General features: G+C 50.6%; 13 protein-coding genes, 2 tRNA genes and 1 riboswitch. Of the genes, 7 read left to right on the plus strand and 8 right to left on the minus strand.

Annotated elements, in window-relative coordinates:
* Nucleotides 1–172: 172 nt before the first annotated feature.
* On the minus strand, nt 173–748 hold the full coding sequence (locus R2X38_RS24380; RefSeq protein WP_317524942.1) for a protocatechuate 3,4-dioxygenase: 576 nt from the start codon (nt 746–748) through the stop codon (nt 173–175).
* 117 nt (nt 749–865) lie between these two features.
* On the opposite strand from R2X38_RS24380, the gene R2X38_RS24385 reads away from it, so the two are divergent.
* Together R2X38_RS24385 and R2X38_RS24390 are read left to right on the plus strand one after the other, a co-directional pair.
* Complete coding sequence (locus R2X38_RS24385; protein WP_317524943.1) at nt 866–1,228, plus strand: hypothetical protein; 363 nt, start codon at nt 866–868, stop codon at nt 1,226–1,228.
* Nucleotides 1,229–1,363: 135 nt separating this feature from the next.
* A complete protein-coding gene (locus R2X38_RS24390) occupies nt 1,364–2,536 on the plus strand; it encodes an iron-containing alcohol dehydrogenase (RefSeq protein WP_317524944.1) in 1,173 nt (390 codons plus the stop codon).
* A gap of 157 nt (nt 2,537–2,693) precedes the next feature.
* On the opposite strand, the gene R2X38_RS24395 is transcribed toward R2X38_RS24390, so the two are convergent.
* From R2X38_RS24395 to R2X38_RS24405, 3 genes are all read right to left on the minus strand, one after another.
* Nucleotides 2,694–2,770 (minus strand) — tRNA-Asp (locus tag R2X38_RS24395).
* 126 nt (nt 2,771–2,896) lie between these two features.
* A tRNA-Ser gene (locus R2X38_RS24400) sits at nt 2,897–2,987 on the minus strand.
* A 130-nt stretch (nt 2,988–3,117) separates the two neighbouring features.
* The gene (locus R2X38_RS24405) at nt 3,118–3,561 is read right to left on the minus strand and encodes an NUDIX domain-containing protein (RefSeq protein ID WP_317524945.1); all 444 of its coding nucleotides are present in this window, start codon (nt 3,559–3,561) and stop codon (nt 3,118–3,120) included.
* A gap of 172 nt (nt 3,562–3,733) precedes the next feature.
* Between R2X38_RS24405 and R2X38_RS24410 the strand changes: the two genes are divergently transcribed.
* Nucleotides 3,734–4,858: a M14-type cytosolic carboxypeptidase gene (locus tag R2X38_RS24410; RefSeq protein ID WP_317524946.1), complete on the plus strand. Its 1,125-nt coding sequence runs from the start codon at nt 3,734–3,736 to the stop codon at nt 4,856–4,858.
* Between the two features lie 86 nt (nt 4,859–4,944).
* Here the strand turns inward: R2X38_RS24410 and R2X38_RS24415 are convergent, their stop codons facing one another.
* Nucleotides 4,945–6,858, minus strand: coding sequence for a BCCT family transporter (locus R2X38_RS24415; protein WP_317524947.1), 1,914 nt, complete (start codon nt 6,856–6,858; stop codon nt 4,945–4,947).
* Between the two features lie 185 nt (nt 6,859–7,043).
* Nucleotides 7,044–7,214, plus strand: a riboswitch (Lysine riboswitch).
* An 84-nt stretch (nt 7,215–7,298) separates the two neighbouring features.
* On the opposite strand from R2X38_RS24415, the gene R2X38_RS24420 reads away from it, so the two are divergent.
* Together R2X38_RS24420 and R2X38_RS24425 are read left to right on the plus strand one after the other, a co-directional pair.
* Nucleotides 7,299–8,885, plus strand: a complete 1,587-nt coding sequence (locus tag R2X38_RS24420; protein ID WP_317524949.1) for a Na+/H+ antiporter NhaC family protein — start codon at nt 7,299–7,301, stop codon at nt 8,883–8,885.
* 373 nt (nt 8,886–9,258) lie between these two features.
* The gene (locus tag R2X38_RS24425; RefSeq protein WP_317524950.1) at nt 9,259–10,173 is read left to right on the plus strand and encodes a D-alanine--D-alanine ligase; all 915 of its coding nucleotides are present in this window, start codon (nt 9,259–9,261) and stop codon (nt 10,171–10,173) included.
* A gap of 108 nt (nt 10,174–10,281) precedes the next feature.
* Here the strand turns inward: R2X38_RS24425 and R2X38_RS24430 are convergent, their stop codons facing one another.
* The 3 genes from R2X38_RS24430 to R2X38_RS24440 form a co-directional block, all read right to left on the minus strand.
* Nucleotides 10,282–11,712 (minus strand): 6-phospho-beta-glucosidase, encoded by a 1,431-nt coding sequence (locus tag R2X38_RS24430; RefSeq protein ID WP_317524951.1) that lies wholly within the window; start codon nt 11,710–11,712, stop codon nt 10,282–10,284.
* A 98-nt stretch (nt 11,713–11,810) separates the two neighbouring features.
* A complete protein-coding gene (gene ascF, locus R2X38_RS24435) occupies nt 11,811–13,298 on the minus strand; it encodes a PTS cellobiose/arbutin/salicin transporter subunit IIBC (RefSeq protein ID WP_317524952.1) in 1,488 nt (495 codons plus the stop codon).
* Between the two features lie 126 nt (nt 13,299–13,424).
* Nucleotides 13,425–14,042 carry a bifunctional 4-hydroxy-2-oxoglutarate aldolase/2-dehydro-3-deoxy-phosphogluconate aldolase gene (locus R2X38_RS24440; RefSeq protein WP_317524953.1) on the minus strand — a complete coding sequence of 206 codons (618 nt, stop codon included), beginning with the start codon at nt 14,040–14,042 and terminating at the stop codon, nt 13,425–13,427.
* A gap of 214 nt (nt 14,043–14,256) precedes the next feature.
* Between R2X38_RS24440 and R2X38_RS24445 the strand changes: the two genes are divergently transcribed.
* Together R2X38_RS24445 and edd are read left to right on the plus strand one after the other, a co-directional pair.
* On the plus strand, nt 14,257–14,832 hold the full coding sequence (locus R2X38_RS24445) for a gluconokinase (protein ID WP_317524954.1): 576 nt from the start codon (nt 14,257–14,259) through the stop codon (nt 14,830–14,832).
* A complete protein-coding gene (edd, locus tag R2X38_RS24450) occupies nt 14,829–16,625 on the plus strand; it encodes a phosphogluconate dehydratase (RefSeq protein WP_317524955.1) in 1,797 nt (598 codons plus the stop codon). Before R2X38_RS24445 ends, edd begins: the two co-directional genes overlap by 4 nt.
* Nucleotides 16,626–16,632: the final 7 nt, after the last annotated feature.

Consider the following 16,632-nt stretch of genomic DNA (forward strand, 5'->3'; position numbering starts at 1 on the left):
ACCCTAGATACGCTATTAACGTATGCCGGTTTTCAAGACCGGTGCTTTCAACCACTCAGCCATCTCTCCGTAAGTGCAGCGTATATTATCGGGCACTAAGAGACTTGTAAACACCCCGAACGACTGAATGCTCACAATGCAACCGATAATTCAATATTTGAGAGTAACGCACTCACACAGAGAGAATAAAATCGAAATTTCCGACTTTATCTTTCCCACTTCCAACAGGATCAAACTGCAGATGCTGGCGTTCTCGCCCACCCCACCATTCGTTACCCGTTTGCCCTTTGAGGTAGAGCTGCGTCGTTAAGAGTTCTTTATTACCACGCCAAAGTTTGACATGGATATGAGGGGGACGGCCGGTATAGGGCACAGGATAGAGAGTACGAAAACGGTATTGGCCATTACTGTCGGTTTCTACAGCACCAAAACCGGCAAAGTGGCGATCAAAGGCCTCAGTATTTGGCTGCAGAGGGTGATCATAAACGCCATTGCCATCGCATTGCCAAATTTCCACTTTTACTCCAGATAGCGCTTGGCCATCTGTGTTTATCACCCGACCAAGTAAATCTATCGGCTCCCCAGCCAAACCTTCCTCCTGCAAAACTAAATTGGCTCTCAGTGGAATAGGCGTAACAGGATAAAAGGGTCCTTCAGCCTGCGAAGGGGTCGCAACAACAGGCGTTTTTGCCCACAATGGTTTTACAAAAAATACCGACCACAATGCCAGAAAATGCCGCCTATTCATCCCTTATCTCCTTTGCTGGCTTTCTTACAGTGTGGCAGCCCATAGATAATTTGCTCATAAGATCGCAGTGCATTAACCTGCAGCCTGTGCCACGATAATAAAAAAGCAGGAGTTGAAATGACCCTTTCACAAGCAACATTAATCCTACCCGCACATATGCTGCCAGGAGGCGTGGCCCCTTCAGCCAATGATTTCGGCTTCGAGCATGTCGACAAGCAACGCCTTGAATGTGATGGCAGCGTTATCTTAACTGAGTTCACCTTCCATTCGCCTTTAGGGACTGTCGACAAAATTGAACGCGTTAGGACATTTGATAAGGCCGCTGAGCATTTTATCTGGCACCTTGCCAAAGGGACGCCTTACCAAATTACCAAGCTGTTCAGTAACGGTAGCCAAACGACCAATAGCTTTTTATACCAAAACAACAAATTGACCTCACAGCCACACCCTTTGATTGAGCTATTAACCATTAGCCAATAGCCAATAGCCAATAGCCAATAGCCAATAGCCAATAAGCACTTAGCAGCATATTTTTGTTCAACCATGAAGCTCATCCCATAAACGCATCACGAGTTATGACTATAATTCAAACACGTGTTTAAAAGGATGTTTACTATGTTGCTCTACAAAACCGTGGTTGGAATCAATAAACAGCTCAACAAACTCATCACGATTCCTTTCCCCGAACTCGAAATGGGTACCAATAGCGTCACCAAAGCCGGTGAGCTCATGGCCGCAAAAGGCGCTCAGAAAGTGCTCATTGTTACCGATGCCATGATTCACTCACTCGGTCTCACAACGGCTTTATGTAACGCCCTGAAAGACCAGGGCATTGAATATGTCATCTACGATGAGGTAAAACCCAACCCGACCATTGCCAATGTCGCAGTGGGTGCGGATGTGTACAAAGAGCAACAATGCAACGCCATTATTGCCATTGGCGGGGGCTCACCGATTGATTGTGCTAAAGCGATAGGTGCAAAAATCGTGAGGGACAAGCCAGTACGTAGATTGGCAGGCAAGCTCAAAATCAGAAAGAAATTACCACCGTTCATGGCTATTCCAACCACAGCTGGCACAGGCTCGGAGGCAACGGTTGCGGCGGTCGTCTCGGATCCAAGTGCACGTGAAAAGTTTGCCATTGTCGATCCGGCCATTCTGCCAGATGTCGCCCTGATAGATCCGACGCTCATGGTCGGACTCCCTAAATCCATCACTGCCGCAACCGGTATGGATGCACTGACCCACGCTGTTGAGTCATATATTGGTACCTACCATACCCCGCTAACTGATAAATACGCGATCCAAGCAACCGAGAAGATCTTCAAACATTTAACTACCGCTTTTGAGGATGGCCATAACCTTGAGGCCAGAGAGCAAATGGCGATAGCCTCCTACGAGGCAGGGTGTGCTTTCACCCGAGCATACGTTGGCTATGTCCATGCCTTTGCCCACCAGCTAGGCGGCATGTACAACATTCCCCATGGCCTGGCAAATGCCGTCCTGCTACCAGAAGTCCTCAAACTGCTAAAACCCTACTGCCAAAACCGGTTGCAGCTCCTCGCCGAAGCCATTGGCCTGAATACCGCAGAAGACTTCATCGTCGCAGTGACTGAACTTAACAAAACGTTGGAGATCCCAACCTCTTTCCCAGAGCTAAAAGCCGAAGAGATCCCGCAGATTACCCGGCGCGCACTGTCTGAAGCCCATGGCACCTATCCAGTCCCTGGCTATCTCACACAAGCGCAGGGGGAGGCACTATTGACGAAGTTTGTTACTAAGGAATAGCGAGAAAACAAAAAAGCCCCGTCATTTCTGACAGGGCTTCGTTGTAGTGGCGGAGGGCTGGGGTCGCACTCGACCGGGACTCATCAGTCCGCAGGACTGACGCCAAATTCAACGCATACAAAAAAGGCCCAGTCTTTCGACTGAGCCTTCAGTGTAGTGGCGGAGCGGACGGGACTCGAACCCGCGACCCCCGGCGTGACAGGCCGGTATTCTAACCAACTGAACTACCGCTCCAATTCTTTATAAAGCTCGACGTAGTCAAACTTCTAGAATGTGGTGGAGACGCTCTGGGTATGGAGGATTTGAACCCTGCTTACCCAGAAGGTCAAATAACCAGTATGACTACTGACTATTGAAATGTGGCGGAGAGATAGGGATTTGAACCCTAGATACGCTACAAACGTATGCCGGTTTTCAAGACCGGTGCTTTCAACCACTCAGCCATCTCTCCGTAAGTGCGGCGTATAATATAAAGCTTGCCGCAATGTGTAAACCCCAAAAATGTTTGTTTGCTCACACATTAGGCAACACAGAGCCAATTTATCCGTTTAATCAACAAAAGCACATGAAAATGTGTGTGATCATACTGATTTGAGTGGGATTCCCGAGCCCCAAAATGCCTGTTTAGGTGTTTGTTGTTGCTTAACAAGGGCACGGAGAGACTCGGGAAAAAGGTTCCATTGCTCAATTTCCTTGCAAGGCACCCAGAAAAACTCGAGATGAGTTTCATTGGAAACGACAGGGTCTCTGTGCGACAAACCCGTTTCAACCTCAAACAGCAAGTTGATTTCAGCCTGTGGCTGCCCATCAAGCAACCACTCATTTTCAGCCGCCCCGATAAATTCGCCGACGTTGGCACTTATCGATGCTTCCTCAAACAGTTCACGCGCCAAAGCCACCGGTGCCGATTCACCAAACTCTATATGCCCCCCAGGCAAAAAAGTCATGTTATCGCCAACCGCCCTAACCAAAAGGATATGGTTACCATCACAGATCACCCCGCGAGCAACATAATGAAAAGCCACTTTACCTTCCTGTTTATCTTTTTTCGCAAGTTTACCGCAGTGAACCAATGCACCGAAGTCTTTCCTGCGCGCTCTCGCTGGAATATAAACGCCCTGTAACAGATAAATGCTTCAAAACAGCTATATTTACAGCTAACCTCTTTTTACCTCAACAAACATAAGATTGATAACAATGAAAATTTTCAGCAATTTCGAAAGTGGTAACATCCATATCGTCAGTGCCGATACGCCAAACAACATCCAGCTGACCATCCCAGCCGATAACCAGTCAGAGATCTCGCAGTGGTTCCATTTCCGCCTCGAAAGCGAGCCCCAGCAACAACACCAGTTCTCAATCTTAAACTTGGCCAAATCCGCCTACCCAGAAGGCTGGCAGGATTATGACGTCGTCGCTTCCTATGACAGAGAGGAATGGTTCCGTATCCCGGCAGAATTCGACGGCGATACCCTAAGTTTCAAGGTGATCCCAGAATACGGTTCGATGTATTTTGCCTACTTTGCCCCTTACAGCTACGACCGCCACCAAGATTTGCTGCACCAAGCGCAAAGCCAGTTCAGCTGTAAACTTGAAACCTTAGGCGCCACCCTCGATGGCAATGACATGAGCTTGCTGACGATTGGCGAGCCGTCAGACGAGAAGAAAAACATCTGGATCATCGGCCGCCAGCACCCTGGCGAAACCATGGCCGAGTGGTTCATCGAAGGCCTGTTGCAACGCCTGCTTGATGATACCGACACCGTTGCCAAAGCCCTGCTCGACAAAGCGGTGTTCCATATCGTGCCGAACATGAACCCAGATGGCAGCATCCGCGGACACCTGCGTACTAATGCCATTGGGGTCAACCTAAACCGTGAGTGGCAAACGCCATCAATGGAGAAGAGCCCGGAAGTCTTCCTCGTACGTGAGCGTATGCTAACTACTGGCGTCGATATGTTCCTTGATATCCACGGTGACGAAGCGATCCCGTATAACTTCGTTGCTGGCAGTGAAGGGATCCCATCGTACAATGAGCGCCATGCCGCTTTGGAAAATGCCTTCAAAGCAGCCTTACTCACTATCACCCCAGAGTTCCAGGTGGCGCACGGTTACGACAAAGACGAGCCGGGCAAAGCTAACCTGGCTATTGGCTCCAACTGGGTTGCCGAGCAGTTCAAATGTCTGTCTTACACTATCGAGATGCCATTTAAAGATCACATCAGCCACCCTGATGAGTTCTACGGCTGGTCACCGGAGCGTAGCGTCGCCTTCGGCCAGGATGTGCTGGCAGCCGTGTGGGCTGTGGTCGATCAGATCTAACGCCTTCTTTAAACACAAAGGCTTTAAATACAAAAATGCCGAGTCAGATGACTCGGCATTTTTTATAGCTGTAGGTCAGTGCTTCCCTACACTTCCTGCTCGACCATCGCCTCCAAGCGGGTTCGCATTAGCTCGTTGAACACCTTGCGGGCTTCCTGCGCTTCTTCCGAGGCCACCAGCTTGTTCTCTTTGGCTGTCATGGCATCGTCCATCAACTGCTGGAGCTGATCCAAGCGCTCTTGCGGTGCATCACTAAAGTCCATCCCGGACTCACCGTTGGCCACCGCTTCGGCACGAATTTTCTTCTTCAGCTTCCACACTTTGTACAGCGCTTCACGCTCGGCTTCAGCCGCTGCCATGGCGATTTCTTTCAGCTCTTCGAACTTAGTCAGTGCCATACCTTCATTAGACCATGGGTCGACATCGGGTAGCTCCTCAATGTTAATCACCGGATCTTCATAACCTTCCTGATGGGTCAAATCGAGCGTTGCTGCCTTCACTGCCGACATCATCAACATCACGGCGATCACCAACAATGGCAAACCTCCGACAATCGCCGCGGTTTGCAGGGTCGATAGGCCGCCCATGAACAACAACACAGACGGCATGAATGACAGCGCAAATGCCCAGAACAAGCGGTTCCAGCGCATTGGGTCTTCAGTCACGTTGTTCTGTACAACCGATGCCAAGATGTAGGAAATCGAGTCAAACGTCGTAGCGGTGAAAATCAAACACAGCAGGGTAAAGGCTGCAATGACCAAAGTACTGAACGGCAACTGCTCAAGGATAGAGAAAATCGCCTTGGTCGCGCCCTCAGAATTTAGAATACCCACCACATCCAGCGCGCCAGAAAGCTGAAGCGACAGGCCATAGTTACCCAAAATCATGAAGAACAGGAAGCAGCCCATCGAACCGAAGAAAATCGAACCGGTGACCATTTGCTTGATGGTACGGCCACGGGAAATCCTCGCCACAAACAAGCCCATGCTTGGGGCAAACACCAGCCACCATGCCCAGTAGAAAATCGTCCAATCCTGCGGGAAGTGGGTATTTTCAAACGAGCCATAGCCACCGAACGGCTCAGCCCATGTGGCCATGACAAAGAAATTCGACAACATTCGGCCCAGTGAATCCAAGCCGGTTTCCAGCATGAATATCGTCGGCCCGGTGACCAAAATGAAAGCCAGCAGAGCCAAAGCCCCCCAGAAATTGATATTACTGAGAAACTTGATGCCCTTCTCCATACCGGCATAGGCCGAGTAGGCGAAAATAGCGGTACAAAGCATCAATACGATGATTTGGGTAACCGTATCTTTCGGTACGCCAAATAGATAGTTAGCCCCTTCAGTGATAAGCGGCGCGGCCAGACCGAGCGTCGTAGCACCACCACCAAGCAAGCCGAAGATAAACAACACATCGATGACTTTACCCAGCCAACCGTAACTACGAGCTTCACCGATCACTGGCATCAATGCCGCCGAAACTTTAAGTACAGGCTGCTTGCGCACATAGAAGAAATAGGCAATCGGTAGTGCTGGTACCAAGTAAATAGACCATGCAATCGGCCCCCAGTGGAACAAGCCATAAGTCGCCGCCCAGCGAACCGCTTCTTCACTGCCGGGTTCTAGCTGGAAGGGTGGCGCCTGGTAGTAATACGCCCACTCGATGGTTCCCCAGTAAAGAATGCTGGCGCCGATACCACCACAGAACAGCATCGCCGCCCACGACGCGGTCGTAAACTCGGGCTGCTCATCAGGATCGCCCAGTTTGATTTGGCCGATATCGGAAAAAACGATGTAGATCATAAAGAAGAATGCAGCGACACCGAGCGCCAAATAGAGGAAACCGAGCTTATCGGTCATAAACGTTTTGGCGACAGCAATCCATTCTGCCCCTTGCGCCGGGAACAGCAGCAAAGGTACCACAACCGAGATCAACATCCCCAGCGCCCCGAAGAACGTCGGTTTATCAATCAATTCAAAGTGTTTGCGAGAAAACACGTTAGCTCCTTAAAATTAAAACCCAGCAATGGGTAATTGGATAATCCGAGGAAAGGACAAACGCTTCAAACCAAGATTCTAATTACTACGATGAAAAAAGCTGATTATTAGCTGACATAAATATTCAGCCGTATATAATGTTAATCTTATGACCAAAATCCAGTAGGATTGACGGTGATAAACCCTAAATCAGTAGAGGCGCGCTGCCTATAAGTAACCGTGTGGAGGGTGATACCTACGAAGCCGGAGAAAGGAGTCAGCGCCGAAGTGACTGCAGCCATCAACTCAGTCGCTGGGTCTGTGTCGAATAGGCACAGAACTGCCATAGTATTTACCTATGGAGCGCTACCTGAGGGGGTAACAAGTCTTCTTTTTCTGCGTCTTAGTTACACTTCCTTTCGGTAGATCTCCACCTGAAACATTATAGGTGTGATGAGATCATGAACCTTGTCGATTTCTCGGACTCGCTAATGTCCGTTATCCCTGCCATGCTGGCTGTTATCCTTGCGGTCACCACCAGGCGGGTTTTGCTCTCCCTCGGAGCAGGTATCTTTGCCGGCGCATTGATGCTAAACCAATACTCACCGCTTGAATCCCTGCAATACCTGGTCGGCAAAGTGCTGGCAATTGTATGGGTCGACGGCGCAATGAACAGCGATAACGTCAACATGATCATCTTCATGCTGCTGCTTGGCGCGCTGATCAGCCTGATGAGTGTTTCCGGGGCTACCCAAGCGTTCGCCGACTGGGCAGCGGTGCGCTGTAAAGACCGTCGCAGTGCCAAATCACTGACAGGCCTGATGGTCTTCATCTTCTTTATCGACGACTTTTTCCACAGCCTATCGGTGGGTGCTATCTGCCGCCCGGTGACTGACCGTTTCAATATCTCTCGTGCCAAACTGGCCTACCTGCTGGACTCCACAGCAGCACCAGTTTGTGTATTGATGCCAATCTCTTCATGGGGCGCCTACATCATCGCCCTCGTTGGCGGCATCATGGTGGCACATGGCGTAACCGACCAAAGCCCTATCTCAGCCTTTGTCGAGATGATGCCAATGAACCTATACGCGGTATTCACCCTGGTGATGGTGCTGTGTGTGATTGCATTCCAGCTCGATATCGGCCCAATGCGCAAGCATGAAAAATGGGCGCTTGAAGGCAAACTATGGGATGAGTCGAAAGGCAAACCTGCAGGCCTAGATGTTGAAGCGCCTGAGTCAGCTAAGGGCGGCATGATCGATATGGTATTGCCTATCCTGACTCTGACTATGGCTACGGTATTTTTCATGGTGCAGTCCGGTGCGGATGTACTGGCTGCTAACGGTGAAGCTTTCAGCGTGATCGGCTCGTTTGAGAACACCGATGTAGGTTCATCGCTTGTTTACGGTGCGATCTGCAGCTTAGTGGTTTCGATTGGCCTTGCGCTGCGTCTAAAGCTTGATGCCAGCAGCTGGATGAAAGCAGCCCCACAAGGCATTTCAGCCATGATGCCCGCTATTATTATCCTATTCTTTGCCTGGACAATTGGCGCCGTTGTGCGTGACATGCAAACCGGTATCTACCTAGCTTCAATGTCTAACGGTAACCTGCCGGTTGAGCTGCTTCCGGCGGTTGTCTTCCTGCTGTCTTGTGCCATGGCATTTGCGACAGGAACCAGCTGGGGTACGTTTGGCATCATGCTACCGCTAGCCGGTGATATTGCTGCGGCCAGTGACATCGCACTGCTGCTTCCAATGCTGTCTGCGGTACTGGCCGGTGCGGTATTTGGTGATCACAGCTCGCCAATTTCAAGCACCAGTATCTTGTCGGCGACTGGTGCGGGCTGTCACCACATGGATCACGTAATGACCCAGCTTCCTTACGCCTGTTCGGTGGCCTTCGGTGCCCTACTGGGTTACCTCGCTATTGGCTACACCCACTCAGCATGGGCCGGTGTGGCAGTGAGCGGTCTGTGGTTCATGGCGTTCTGTGCCTTTGCGGTTCGCAAGAGCAAACCTGTGGTTGCAGCGGAGCCTGTAACGGGCTAAAGCGCACCGATACTTCTTATTCAGAGCAAGGCCATGGCCTTGCTCTTTTTTTAGCTGATATTAAGCTGCAACTTGGCATGCACGCCAAATGAGAGCAATACAGCTCACCGCTCCCTGCTGCCTCTTCCCCTGGTCAAGAAAACACCACTCTTCTCTGCCATGAATAAATTTTTATGCACAATATCAAATTTATTGGGCAAGGAAATTCAACCTTAAGAGCTAATCATTACAATAAGCCACCGCGCACTGTACGCGTGATTTGATATAGCTTTCCCGTCGATGAAAAATTTACTGATATACAACCACTTAGAGCAAATAATTACTCGCACTTCTTTGACAACTTTCCACAACAGAGCTTAACCGGAACAACACCATGAGAATCGGAATATTATACGGGGGTGAGTCTAGCGAACGCGAAGTCTCATTAAAATCGGGCAACTGCATTGCCGATGCCGTTGAATCATTGGGCCATGAGGCAATCAAAATCGATCCGCGCCATATCGACATCACTTTGCAGGGCTTCTTCAATCTCGACAAGGTATTCATCGCCCTGCACGGCGGTATGGGGGAGAGCGGACATATCCAAGCCCTACTGGATTTACTGAAAATACCCTATACCGGCAGTGGCCTCCTGGCCTCTTCCACCTCGCTCAACAAACTAAAGACCAAAGAAGTTTGGCGCTCTAATGGCCTCCCGACGGCAGACTGGATCAAGGTCAACAAGCACACGCCAACCGACACCGTTAAAACGACACTGGCAGCTCTTTCCTACCCGGTTGTTGTCAAGCCGCTTAATCAAGGCTGCAGTATCGGAGTCTCTAAAGCCTCCTCTCCAGAAGATCTGTTCAATGCACTGGTTGATGCCTTTGAATATGACGATGACATTTTGGTCGAGCAGTTCATTACCGGGCGTGAATACACCTGTGCCATCCTTGATGGCAAGCCCCTGCCGGTTGTACAAATCAAATCAGATAGCTTCTTTGACTGGAACGCCAAGTTCGGTGATCAAAGTGCAACCTACCACTGTCCGTCAGACCTGACTGCCGAGCAAGAAGAAGCCATGCAGAACGCAGCACTTGAAGCCTACAAGACTCTGGGCTGCCGGGGCTGGGGCCGGGTGGATACATTCTTGGATGACAAGGGCGATATCTGGCTGATCGAGATGAACACGGTGCCGGGCATGACCACCCGTAGCGTGTTCCCGATGGCGGCCAAAGAAGCCGGCATGAGCTTCGAAAACACCATCGCTGCGCTGCTCGAAAGTGCAAGCTTTGATGATGTGAAGTAATAAACCACAAAAAAGCCGGTAAGCCCAAAAGGCCTTACCGGCAAACTGTCAGAGTTCCCCTCAGACAACAGAACACATCTAACCTATATGGATTTTCTCCATTTGGTTTTAAGCGAGATCTTCGCCATTGCTCGCAATGACTTTTTTATACCAGTAGAAGGATTTCTTGGGGGTACGATCCAAACTACCGTTGCCTTCGTTATCGCGGTCGACATAGATAAAGCCATAACGCTTGCTCATTTCACCTGTCGACGCCGCAACCAAATCAATACAGCCCCACGGCGTGTAACCCATCAATGGCACACCGTCGGCAATCGCATCTTTCATCGCTTCAACGTGAGAGCGCAGGTAGTCGATACGGTAGTCATCGTTGATCTCACCATTCTCATCGATGGTGTCTTTGGCACCCAGACCATTTTCAACCAGGAACAATGGCTTTTGGTAACGGTCATACAGCGAGTTCATGGTTATGCGCAGGCCAAGTGGGTCAATAACCCATCCCCAGTCACTGGCTTCCAAATGCGGGTTTTTGATCGACTTCACCACGTTCGCCGCGCTGGTGTTGCCCTCGTTCATATCAGCAGACGCACATCGAGAGGCGTAGTAGCTAAATGAGATGAAATCGACGGTATTTTTCAAGATCTCAAAGTCTTCTTCGTGGATATCCAACTTCACGCCTTTCTCATCAAACACTTTCTGGGCGTAAGACGGATAGTAGCCGCGTGACTGAACATCAATAAAGAACAGGTTTTCACGATCTTTTTGCATCGCCGTGAAAACATCTTCAGGCTTGCATGAATACGGGTAGAACTGGCCACCAGCCAACATACAACCCACTTGGTTTTCCGGATTGATCTCATGGGCGATCTTGGCCACCAACGCACTGGCTACCAACTCATGGTGCGCCGCTTGGTATTTAACCTGATCGTGGTTCTCGCCTTCCTGGAAAGCAATACCGGCACCAGAGAACGGGCTTGCCAGCAAAATGTTGATTTCATTGAACGTCAGCCAGTATTTCACTAGGCCATCGAACGCCTCGAAACAGGTACGGGCATAACGCTCAAAAAACGTGATCATCTTGCGGTTACGCCAAGAGCCATACTCGTTGACAAGGTGCATAGGTACATCAAAGTGGCAAAGGGTCACCAATGGCTCGATGCCGTATTTCTTGCACTCTTCGAATACCGAGCGGTAGAAATCGATACCTGCTTGGTTCGGGGTTTCTTCATCACCATTAGGGAAGATACGTGCCCAGGCAATCGACATACGGAATACCTTAAAGCCCATCTCGGCCAGCATCGCAATGTCTTCTTTGTAACGGTGGTAGAAATCAATGGCCTGATGGCTTGGGTAGAATTCGTCCGCGTCTAATTCCACTTTATCAACCTGACCCAGTTTAACTGGCATCCGGTTTTCACCGTAAGGGATCATATCTACTGTGGTAAGACCCTTGCCGCCTTCGCGGTAAGCACCTTCAGATTGGTTTGCCGCAATCGCGCCGCCCCATAGAAACCCTTCCGGGAATTTAATATCAGACATGGTTTGCCTCTTGTGTTTTCGCTAATTACCGCACGTTACCGCGAATTGTTGCAAAGCCACCCCATTTAGAGGTGGCTCATTTTACTCGTTATGAAAGACTAGGCCGTTGCAGGTTTTGCTGGCACTGGTGTTTCAACTTCTTCAGCGCTTTCTTTCGCTGACTCTTTTGCTGCCGTCGGGTTTGCTTCATCCTCATCGTTAGGGATATCTTCAAAGCCTAGGACAAGCGTCAGTACGAAAGACAGAACCACTGACAGTGCCATCAGACCCAGTACCCAAACCAGGCTCATCGGGTCGTTAACGTCGATAAACTGGACACTGGTGAACAGGCTAGGTGCCGCCATCGAGTGACTTGCAATTCCCGCCATACCGGCAAGGCCACCAACGATGAAGCCAGTGATAAGCGTCGCGATTAGAGGGCGTTTCAGGCGAACCAACACACCGTATAGTGCAGGCTCAGAGATACCAGCCATCAGTGCTGAGGCACCTGCCGCCATAGATGTTTGCTTAAGAGCGATGTTCTTAGTTTTCCAAGCTACTGCCAGACACGCACCACCCATACCGATGTTCGCACCGATTTCCGATGGCATAACCATGCCCTCAGTACCCGTTTCAGCAATGGTCTGGATGATAGTTGGCGTAAATACGCGGTGCATACCGGTAAGAACCAATAGCGGCCATAGTGCACCCATGATAGCAACAGCCAGTGGACCCAATGCACCGTGGATTGTGTATACCAGCGTCGAGATTGCAGTACCGATCCAGATACCCATAGGACCAACAAGCAAGATACCGATTGGCGCAGCAATCAATACGATCAGCATAGGTTTTAGGAAGTTCTTCGTCACAGCAGGTGTGATGCTATCTACCCAACGCTCGATGTACGACTGAATCCAAGTCATGATAAGGACAGGAATAACCGTATAGGTATAGCGAACAGACGTTACTGGGATACCGAATAGCTCTACCGCACGACCATCCGCAGCCTGAGCCATTAGGTCAATAAAGTTCGGGTGAACCAACACACCGGCAATACCGATGGCCAGTGACATATTGGTTTTGAATTTAATGGCTGCAGATGCCGCTACCATGATAGGCAGGAAGAAGAAGGCACCGTCACCAATAGTGTTGAGCAAAATGATAGTCGAGTGATCGGCTTCGTAGATGTTGAACATCAGCAGCAGCATGGCAGCCAGCTTAACCATCGAGCCACCGATAATCGCAGGGATCAGTGGCGACATGGTACCAACAAGCGCGTCGAGCATTTTGGCGCCGATCACTTTCGGCGTCAGCTTAACCTTAGGTGCCGGCGTATATTCAGAAGGCACGCCATCAAAGTTGCACAGCTTCATCACTTCTTTGTAGGCAGCAGCCACATTGTTACCAATGATCACCTGACACTGATCACCATTGCGCACGACGCCCATTACACCCTTCACGCCTTTAATGGCTGCGGCATCAATTTTCGCTTCGTCTTTCAATACGAAACGTAGGCGGGTCATACAATGGGTAAGGGCGACAACGTTATTGGCGCCCCCCAATTTTTCAACGACCGAGCGGGCTACCGCGCTAAATTCCTTCGACATCTTCTCAACTCCTGCGTGTACGGAGAATAGTTGGCTAGCGTAAATTGCGGCCTATTCCCCAATAAAATGCGTTAAATGTCACCCGATAAAATGTAAATTCTGGTGACCATCAATTTGTTATTTTGCTTACTGGTTGATTTCACTCACCAGTTGGCCAATGGTTTGCCAATCGCCTTGGTCGATTAAGTTGTTCGGAACCATCCAGGTACCGCCACAAGCAACCACTTTCTCCAGTGCCAGGTAATCCGCCACATTGGCTGGGCTAATACCGCCTGTCGGCATAAACTCAACCGGATAAACCGCCGATAGCGCTTTTAGCATGCCAATGCCACCTGAAGGCTCCGCCGGGAAGAACTTCAATGTTTTCAGGCCAAGCGACATCGCCTGTTCCACCAGGCTCGGATTATTGACACCCGGGATAACGACCACATTCTTCTGCAGGCAGTACGCCACCGTGGTCGGGTTCAGGCCTGGGCTCACAATGAAATCAGCCCCCGCTTCAACTGCCTGATCAACCTGCTCGGTTGTCAACACTGTGCCTGCGCCGATTAGCATGTCCGGGTAGGCTTCGCGCATCAGGCGAATCGACTCAGCAGCGGCCTCGGTGCGGAAGGTAATTTCGGCACACGGCAAACCGTTCTCTACCAACACCTTGGCCAGTGGTTGTGCTTTGTCAGCCTGTTTGATAGCAATGACTGGCACGACCTTCATCGCACTTAGCTTGCTTTCAATTGTCTGTTCCATTTCTCTCCCCCTCTCCATGGCACAGCCGTTCTCTTTAACCTGAACATTTTTGTCGCTGTGCTGAACATGGTGTTTTGATGAATTCTTGATTCAGTGGTTCACAACCATTCAAGTTACGGGTAACATGTTACCAATAACATTTGTAAAATAAACCCGATTTTGAAGATCATCTGAAAAATGAGATCCAGATCAGAAAAAAATTCAAGGAGCTTACATGGTGGGGAAAAGCATCATAGTGATGGGGGTATCGGCATCAGGGAAAAGTACTATAGGTTATGAACTTGCCCAGCGTATTGGCGGCAAGTTTATCGATGGCGATGACCTGCACCCAAAAGCCAACATCCTGAAAATGGCCCGAGGGGAGCCACTGAACGACCAAGACCGTGAGCCTTGGCTAGAGCGGATCCGTGATGCCGCATTCAGCATTGAAAGCAAGAACGAAACCGGTGTCATTGTCTGTTCGGCACTGAAAAAATGTTACCGGGAACAAATACGTGAAGGAAATCACAATTTAGCCTTTTTGTACCTGTCTGGATCTCAAGAGGTGATCAGAGAGCGTATCCGCCTTCGCCAGGGACATTTCATGAAAGAGAACATGATTGCCAGCCAGTTTGCCGTGCTGGAAACGCCTGTCGATGAGCCAGATGTCATTACAGTGGATATTGACCAGAGCATTAAAGCGATTTTGGACAAGGCTGTTGCTGCACTGACTGAACAAACTGATACAAAGCCATCTGAAACAGAACAAGCGATGCCAATGCCAGCGACCGCCCAGGAGATCCCCGCATGATCCACCCAACCATTACCTTGATCACCGAGCGTATCAAAGCCCGCAGCCAAGTTATCCGTGCGAACTTTGAAGACAAAACAGCGTATCAGGCTGAGCAAGGAAAAGGGCGAGCCAGTCTGTCATGTGGCAACCTTGCCCACGCGGTAGCGGCTTCCTGCCGGCAAGAAAAGCAGCAGATCCTCGATTTCACCCGTGCCAACCTTGCCATTGTCTCGTCTTACAATGACATGCTGAGCGCCCACCAGCTCTACAAAAACTACCCAGACCAAATCAAGTCAGCGCTGCAGTCGCTCGGCCATACCGCCCAAATTGCTGGCTGTGTACCTGCGATGTGCGACGGGGTAACCCAAGGCCAGCCGGGTATGGATATGTCGCTGTTCTCCCGTGATTTAATTGCCCAGTCCACCGCCTTCTCGCTAAGCCACAATGTATTTGATGCCACACTGCTGCTGGGCATTTGCGATAAAATTGCCCCGGGGCAATTAATGGGCGCACTGAGCTACGCCCACTTGCCGACCGCCTTCATTCCGGCAGGCCCGATGCCAACAGGCATAACCAATGACAAGAAAGTGGCTGTGCGCCAGCAGTATGTCGCCGGCGAAGTGGGCAAAGATGCCCTGCTCGAGATGGAGTGCCAAGCCTACCATTCCGGAGGCACCTGCACGTTCTACGGTACAGCCAACACCAACCAGCTGGTCTTCGAAGCCATGGGCTTGATGCTACCGGGCTCGGCCTTTGTGGCACCTAATACTGAGCTGCGCTCTGCCTTAACTGAACATGCTAGCCTTGCACTGGCAGCGATGACTGCGGACTCCGCTAACTACCGCCCGCTTGTTGACGTATTTACCGCTGAAAACTTGGTCAACGGTGTAGTCGCCTTGCTGGCCTCGGGCGGCAGTACCAACCACACTATCCATATGCTGGCTATCGCCCGTGCTGGCGGTCTCGTCCTAACTTGGGATGATATCAGCGAACTATCTGACATCGTGCCGCTACTAGCCAAGATTTACCCGAATGGCCCAGCGGATATCAACGCCTTCGAGCAAGCGGGCGGTGTACCTGCACTGATGAAAGCACTGCATGAACGCGGCCTGCTGAACTCAAACGTGAAAACGGTGTTTGGCGAGTTTGCCGATCAGCTTACCCAGCCAGCTATCACTGATAGCAAGCTGGTATGGCAACCTGTTGGCGAGAGTAGCAACGCGGAAGTGATCGCAGCCAACGGCCAGGCATTCAACCAAACTGGCGGAACCAAAGTACTCAAAGGCAACCTTGGCCAAGCTGTTATCAAGGTCTCTGCGGTCAAGCAAGAGCACCAGTTCATTGAAGCGCCTGCCAAAGTTTTCCGCTGCCAGCATGACGTTGAAGCTGCCTACCAAGCCGGAGAGTTCACTGGGGACTGCGTGATTGTGGTCAGCCACAATGGCCCTGCCGCCAACGGTATGCCGGAACTACACAAACTGATGCCAATCCTTGGCAATATCCAAAAAGCCGGCCACCAGGTCGCTTTGGTTACCGACGGTCGCTTGTCTGGCGCATCAGGCAAGATCCCAGCAGCTATCCATGTCTCACCGGAAGCGCTACGTGGCGGTACCATCGGCATGATCAAAGATGGCGATATCGTGAAGCTTGACTGCAGCACCGGGCTATTGGAAGTGGCGGTTGATTTTGACCAACGGCAGCCGGTTCAACTCGATACCGAAGCCAGCCAAATTACTTGGGGAAGGGATATCTTCAAGGTGATGCGTGAAAATGTCGGCGGAGCCGATGAAGGCGCGAGCTTCTTGTTCTAAGCCAAAA

Origin of the sequence: Photobacterium rosenbergii, assembly GCF_033022775.1 — a bacterium.
Taxonomy (GTDB): domain Bacteria; phylum Pseudomonadota; class Gammaproteobacteria; order Enterobacterales; family Vibrionaceae; genus Photobacterium; species Photobacterium rosenbergii_A.

Coding starts and splice junctions, on each gene's coding strand:
- R2X38_RS24380 (WP_317524942.1), bottom strand. CDS start 748: ATGAATAGGCGGCATTTTCTGGCATTGTGGTCGGTATTTTTTGTAAAA.
- R2X38_RS24385 (WP_317524943.1), top strand. CDS start 866: ATGACCCTTTCACAAGCAACATTAATCCTACCCGCACATATGCTGCCA.
- R2X38_RS24390 (WP_317524944.1), top strand. CDS start 1,364: ATGTTGCTCTACAAAACCGTGGTTGGAATCAATAAACAGCTCAACAAA.
- R2X38_RS24410 (WP_317524946.1), top strand. CDS start 3,734: ATGAAAATTTTCAGCAATTTCGAAAGTGGTAACATCCATATCGTCAGT.
- R2X38_RS24420 (WP_317524949.1), top strand. CDS start 7,299: ATGAACCTTGTCGATTTCTCGGACTCGCTAATGTCCGTTATCCCTGCC.
- R2X38_RS24425 (WP_317524950.1), top strand. CDS start 9,259: ATGAGAATCGGAATATTATACGGGGGTGAGTCTAGCGAACGCGAAGTC.
- R2X38_RS24430 (WP_317524951.1), bottom strand. CDS start 11,712: ATGTCTGATATTAAATTCCCGGAAGGGTTTCTATGGGGCGGCGCGATT.
- ascF (WP_317524952.1), bottom strand. CDS start 13,298: ATGTCGAAGGAATTTAGCGCGGTAGCCCGCTCGGTCGTTGAAAAATTG.
- R2X38_RS24440 (WP_317524953.1), bottom strand. CDS start 14,042: ATGGAACAGACAATTGAAAGCAAGCTAAGTGCGATGAAGGTCGTGCCA.
- R2X38_RS24445 (WP_317524954.1), top strand. CDS start 14,257: ATGGTGGGGAAAAGCATCATAGTGATGGGGGTATCGGCATCAGGGAAA.
- edd (WP_317524955.1), top strand. CDS start 14,829: ATGATCCACCCAACCATTACCTTGATCACCGAGCGTATCAAAGCCCGC.